At 37.3% G+C, this 5,769-nt stretch carries 6 protein-coding genes and 1 pseudogene; 5 read left to right on the top strand and 2 right to left on the bottom strand.

Annotated elements, in window-relative coordinates:
* The first annotated feature begins 131 nt into the window (after window positions 1–131).
* A complete protein-coding gene (locus tag AC1DND_RS23785) occupies window positions 132–752 on the top strand; it encodes a tetratricopeptide repeat protein (RefSeq protein WP_477585051.1) in 621 nt (206 codons plus the stop codon).
* A gap of 51 nt (window positions 753–803) precedes the next feature.
* Here the strand turns inward: AC1DND_RS23785 and AC1DND_RS23780 are convergent, their stop codons facing one another.
* Window positions 804–1,334, bottom strand: coding sequence for a hypothetical protein (locus AC1DND_RS23780; RefSeq protein WP_477585050.1), 531 nt, complete (start codon window positions 1,332–1,334; stop codon window positions 804–806).
* Window positions 1,334–2,857 (bottom strand): 2,3-bisphosphoglycerate-independent phosphoglycerate mutase, encoded by a 1,524-nt coding sequence (gene gpmI / locus AC1DND_RS23775; protein ID WP_477585049.1) that lies wholly within the window; start codon window positions 2,855–2,857, stop codon window positions 1,334–1,336. Before gpmI ends, AC1DND_RS23780 begins: the two co-directional genes overlap by 1 nt.
* Before the next feature lie 90 nt (window positions 2,858–2,947).
* Here gpmI and AC1DND_RS23770 point away from each other — a divergent pair.
* The 4 genes and pseudogenes from AC1DND_RS23770 to AC1DND_RS23755 all read left to right on the top strand — a co-directional run.
* Window positions 2,948–3,160: pseudogene (locus AC1DND_RS23770) on the top strand (DUF4783 domain-containing protein); the annotation flags it as partial.
* 125 nt (window positions 3,161–3,285) lie between these two features.
* Entirely contained in the window at window positions 3,286–4,128 is an 843-nt protein-coding gene (gene nadC / locus AC1DND_RS23765) for a carboxylating nicotinate-nucleotide diphosphorylase (protein ID WP_029279400.1), read from the top strand.
* A 49-nt stretch (window positions 4,129–4,177) separates the two neighbouring features.
* Complete coding sequence (gene plsY, locus AC1DND_RS23760) at window positions 4,178–4,825, top strand: glycerol-3-phosphate 1-O-acyltransferase PlsY (RefSeq protein WP_029279402.1); 648 nt, start codon at window positions 4,178–4,180, stop codon at window positions 4,823–4,825.
* A 95-nt stretch (window positions 4,826–4,920) separates the two neighbouring features.
* Window positions 4,921–5,727: a M48 family metallopeptidase gene (locus tag AC1DND_RS23755; RefSeq protein WP_029279405.1), complete on the top strand. Its 807-nt coding sequence runs from the start codon at window positions 4,921–4,923 to the stop codon at window positions 5,725–5,727.
* Window positions 5,728–5,769 lie beyond the last annotated feature (42 nt).

The raw sequence follows: 5,769 nt of genomic DNA, 5'->3' as shown, positions 1-5,769 counted from the left end.
GTGTTTAGGGTATTTGGTTTTGAATGAAAGAAAATTAAAAACTTTTAAATTATCAGAATAGGATTATATTGCAAAAAATTTCTCCTATAAATTTGGTTAGGCGTTAGATTTGTTAAACTTATTACTCATACATGAACTATATTAAAAAGGCGATTTTAGGATTAATTATTTTTACATCAACTAGTAGTTTCGCACAAAGCAGTTACGAAAGAAGCATGCAGGCTATGATGAAAGGTGATTATAAAACTGCCGCTGCCCAATTAGAAAAAGCTGATGCAAAAACTAAAGATAATGCAAATGTACTTCAAATGCTTGGTTACTCTTATTTTCAAAATCGTGAATATGAGAAATGTATCGATACCTATAGCCGTTTGTTAACCATTAAACCTACTGAGGTTTCTGCTTATTACTACCGTGGTATAGCGAGATTAAAAATTGCAAACGATCCAAAAGAATCATTAAGTTCCATGCGGGATAACTTTTATCAGGCATCTATCAAAGATTTTACAAAAGCCATTGAAATTAGTGGTGATGAAGATGCTCAGATGTTCCAGAATCGTGGTTTAGCTTACRAAGATTATGCAATTTTTAGATCTTTTAAAGCGAAGAAAAAAGAAGAAAAAGCGGCTTGTGTAGCTTTGTTCAATAATTCTATCGCTGATTTTCAGAAGGTATTAACCTTACAACCATTAAGAAAAGATATTATTGATTGGGTAACCTACGATAAGGCACAGATAGCAAGCCTTAAATAAAATAAAACCTTTAAAGAAAAATGGGACTTGAATATTTTCGAGTCCCATTTTTTATTTCAGTTTTCCAATAACTGAATACTTCTTTTCCTTTAGCAATCTAATTTTCTGTTGTTTTTTGATTGCATAAAGGCTATCCGGACAGTAGATTAAAGTATCCTGAGATTGGTATAAGATATTTTTATTATCAATAATGATCTCTATTTTAGCTGCTTTCTGGCCGTTCCAGGTTATAGAAATCTTCTTAATAGGGATTTTTTTATTATCGGAAGTATAGATATCAACGCCATCTTGTTCTTTTGTTTTAAAACTCCCTTTCCACGATGTTTTATTGATGTCAGCGTTGACAAAAATGGCTAATTCTTTTGCCCAGTCAGCAATTTTAGCTGTTTTGCTTTCAGTTGCCCCATTTACACTAACGGTTTTCTTCACCATGGGATTTAGTCTCTGTAGGTGCGAAATTTCCTTTCCAAAATATCCTCTTATATCAAAGTACAATAAATCGGTATTTGCTTCAGCTTCTTTTCGCTGATTGCAGGAAAACAATGCCAAAGCAAATACCAGGATATGAAGTTTTTTAACCATTATACTAAAACATTTCCTGTCATTTCTGCTGGAATGGCGACACCTAATATTTTTAGAATAGTAGGGGCAATGTCGCCTAATTTACCATCTGCAATGGTTTTATAGTCCTTATCAATTAAAATACAAGGAACCAGGTTGGTGGTATGCGCAGTATTGGCAGAACCATCTCCATTTACCATAAATTCAGAGTTTCCAYGATCGGCCAAAAGAATAAACGAATAACCATGTTCCAAACCTTTGTTTACCACAGTTTCTGCACATTTGTCTGCAGTTTCTACTGCTTTTATTACAGCTTCAAAAACACCTGTGTGGCCAACCATATCTGGATTGGCAAAATTTAAGCAAATAAAATCAGCCCATCCGGTTTCCATTTCTTTGGTAATGGCATCTGTAATCCCCGCGGCACTCATTTCTGGTTGAAGATCATAGGTGGCTACTTTTGGTGAAGGAATTAAAAGGCGTTTTTCATTTTTAAATTCGGCTTCCCTTCCGCCCGAGAAGAAGAAGGTTACGTGTGGGTATTTCTCAGTTTCCGCAATACGGATCTGATTTTTATTGTTGTTGGCCAGTACTTCGCCAATGGTTTGGGTTAAATCATCTTTGGTGAAAATTACATTTACCTTTTCAAAACTCTCATCGTAAGTAGTCATGGTAACATAATACAATGGCAGTTTATGCATCTGCTGTTCTGGGAAATCTTTTTGGGTTAATGCAGTGGTGATTTCACGACCTCTATCGGTGCGGAAATTAAAACAGATTACTACTTCATCATTTTGAATCGTAGCAACTGGTGCACCATTATCCTGCGTTAAAACGATTGGTTTTAAAAACTCATCAGTTACGCCATCAGCGTACGATTTTTTGATTGCTGTCAAAGCATCCTGGGTTTTTTCGCCAATACCGTTTACCATTACATCGTAAGCTTGTTTAACCCGCTCCCAACGGTTATCGCGGTCCATTGCATAATAACGGCCAATCATCGTTGCCAATTTAGCATTGGTGTTTTGGATATGGTTTTCCAGATCAGTGATAAAGCCCAGGCCGGAGTTTGGATCAGTATCGCGGCCATCTAAAAAAGCATGAACAAAAGTGTTTGGTACGTTTGCTTCATTTGCGGCATCACATAAAGCTTTTAAATGTTCGATATGTGCATGCACACCGCCGTTTGAAACTAGACCGATGAAGTGAACTGCTTTGTTATGCTGCTTAGCATAATCGAATGCACTTACCAAAACCGGGTTGCTGTGCAATTCTCTGTCGGTAATCGATTTGTTGATTCTTCCAAGCTCCTGGTAAACTACCCTACCTGCGCCTAAGTTCATGTGCCCAACTTCGGAGTTACCCATCTGCCCAGCTGGCAAACCTACAGCCTCACCAGATGCTTCAAGCTTAGAATTAGGGTATTTCTGTAATAACGAATCGAAAAAAGGAGTGTTGGCGGCATATGCAGCATCAGAATTATCTTGTTTTCCGTAGCCCCAGCCATCTAGAATTATAAGCGCGAGTTTTTTATCGTTTACCATTTTTATTGTAAAATTTATTGATCCACATTAAAACATTTTCATGTATAACATGTTTTAGTATTTTGTTTATATGGCAAATATAACTCAAAAGCACAGGGTGAACAGATTTTAAGAGATTTTTTTGTTAAACATCCGCCAATAAAAACAAGTATTTTTCATAAAATTAATACGAATCCAAATTATCGTTTTGGCGTAATTATTCTAAGTACCGCCAAAGAAACCTTCAGGGTTTCTATTACCATGAAAAAATTCAATACCAGCTTTTCGATTACTGAATTAAGGATCGAACCGGCAAAGGATTAATTGGCTAGTGCCAACTTCATAAGTCGCGGAGGCTAGAAACTTCTGATGTTAACAAATCACTTTAACGCTTCAGTAAATTGTATGCTAACAAATATTTCTTATTTTTGCGGCATAAAATCTACATTTTGGATACTCAACTTATACATCAATTCATAAAAAATGCCCTTGCCGAAGATGTTGGTGATGGTGATCATACTTCACTGTCAACAATTCCACCCGGAACGCAGGGAAAAGCAAAACTGATTATCAAAGAAGATGGTGTTTTGGCTGGAATTGAACTGGCTCTTGAAATTTTTAAGGAAGTTGATGATACTTTAAAGGTTGATGTACTGTTGCAGGATGGTGTAGCGGTAAAAGTAGGCGATATTGCCCTAACCGTTTCAGGAAGTACACATGCTATTTTAATTGCAGAGCGTTTGGTTTTAAATTGTATGCAGCGCATGAGTGGTATTGCAACTAAAACCCATCGGATTGTTTCTTTATTGAAAACAACTAAAACCAAAATTTTAGATACCCGTAAAACCACTCCAGGGCTTCGCTATTTAGAAAAATGGGCAGTAAGGATAGGAGGAGGTGTAAATCACCGCATTGGTTTATATGATATGATCTTAATTAAGGATAATCATGTAGATTATGCAGGAGGAATTTCAAACGCAATTACAGCTGCTAAAAAATATCTAATTGATCAAAATAAATCACTTCAGATCGAAATTGAGGTGCGTAACCTGGAAGAGTTGTCCCAAGTTTTGTCTATTGGTGGTGTAGACCGTATTATGCTTGATAATTTCAGTTTCGAAAACTTAAGAGCTGCGGTTAAATTAATCGACGGTAAATTTATTACAGAGGCTTCTGGAGGAATTACTGAAGAGAATGTTGCCGAATATGCTGCTTGCGGAGTAGATTTTATTTCGATGGGCGCGCTTACACACTCTGTGAAAAGCCTGGATATGAGTTTAAAAGCATACTAAAGTGATTTGCTATAAAATTAAAAGCTTATTTTTTGTATCATTGTAGGCTATGGTTACGGTTTATTCTCTCAGCGCGTTATTAATTGCCTACCTTTTTGGATCTATCCCAACAGCTGTATGGCTTGGTCAGGCCTTTTACGGGGTCGATGTAAGAGAGTATGGAAGTGGCAACGCTGGCGCAACCAATACCTTTAGGGTATTGGGAAAAAAAGCAGGAATTGCTGTAATGATCATCGATATTGCAAAAGGTTATACCGCAACCAATCTGGCCTATTTAATCGGCATGTCGGTAACCGGGCCACAAAATTCAGTTGTTTTTGTCAATTATCAACTTGCACTGGGTGTAACCGCAGTAATGGGACATTTATTTCCTGTTTTTGCAGGTTTTAGAGGCGGAAAAGGTGTTGCTACACTTTTTGGAATGATTTTGGCAGTTAACTTCGAAGCATCTATGCTTTGTGTTCTGGTTTTTGTGGTTGTGTTATTGTTAACTAAATATGTTTCATTAAGCTCCATTTGTGCAGGATTTACTTTTCCGCTCAGTGTGGTGTTCTTGTTTCAGGTTTCAATCAAATCGGAAGTGCTTTATGGCATGGTGGTTTGTATTTTAATCTTAGTTACGCACCAAAAAAACCTCGAAAGATTGCTGAAAGGCAAAGAATCTAAAGTGTATTTGTTTAGGAAGAAAACTAATTAATTAACAAAACACATTTCATTAAAACTTATTTATAGGCTTACTGTTTAATCTACGGTTTTGCTTATCAGTATTTACTAATCATTTAAAATCGCATTATGAAAAAGTTATTTTTAACAGCAAGTGTTGCTGGAGTATTATTATTTAACTCCTGTTCTACCGTTCCTTTAACAGGCCGTAGTCGATTTGATTTAGTGAGTAACGACCAGGTTTTGCCAATGGCTTTCCAGGCTTATAGCACCTTTTTAACGGAGAATAAAACTACAGTTTTACCGGCCTCGAATGCGCAGGCTTTGAAAGTTAAAACCGTTGGTAGTAGATTAATTACGGCTGTAAAATCGTATATGAACAGCAATAATTATGGAAACCTGATTGCAGATTACCAGTGGGAGGTTAATGTAGTACAGAACAACGAGAAAAATGCCTGGTGTATGCCCGGCGGGAAGATTGTAGTTTATACAGGTATTTTACCCATAACACAAGACGACGCAGGTTTGGCCACTGTAATGGGCCATGAGATTGCCCACGCCATTGCAGGTCACTCTGCAGAGCGGATGTCGCAGGAAATGGTTGCTCAGGGTATTGGTGCAGCAGCAGGTGTTGCATTATCTAAAAACCCAAAAACTCAATCTATTTTTAATACGCTTTATGGTGTAGGTACACCAGTGGCGATGTTAAAATTCAGTCGCAATCAAGAATTAGAAGCCGACCGTTTAGGCTTGATTTTTATGGCCATGGCCGGATACAATCCACAAAATGCCACTGCTTTCTGGAATAGAATGTCGGCGGCATCGGCAGGTGCACAAAAACCAGCTGAATTTTTAAGTACCCACCCAAGCGATGCGACACGTATTGCACAGATCCAAAAATATTTACCTGAAGCGCAGCAGTATTATAAGAAATAGGTTTATGATTTAAGGTTTAAGGTGGAAGGTTTTGCATAATGC

The organism is Pedobacter sp. 01N416 (assembly GCF_056399685.1).
This window is presented reverse-complemented; position numbering and strand designations above follow the sequence as displayed.

What these genes read in the sequence shown, in the direction of transcription:
- plsY (WP_029279402.1), top strand. Translation starts at nt 4,178, where the DNA reads ATGGTTACGGTTTATTCTCTCAGCGCGTTATTAATTGCCTACCTTTTT.
- AC1DND_RS23780 (WP_477585050.1), bottom strand. Translation starts at nt 1,334, where the DNA reads ATGGTTAAAAAACTTCATATCCTGGTATTTGCTTTGGCATTGTTTTCC.
- AC1DND_RS23755 (WP_029279405.1), top strand. Translation starts at nt 4,921, where the DNA reads ATGAAAAAGTTATTTTTAACAGCAAGTGTTGCTGGAGTATTATTATTT.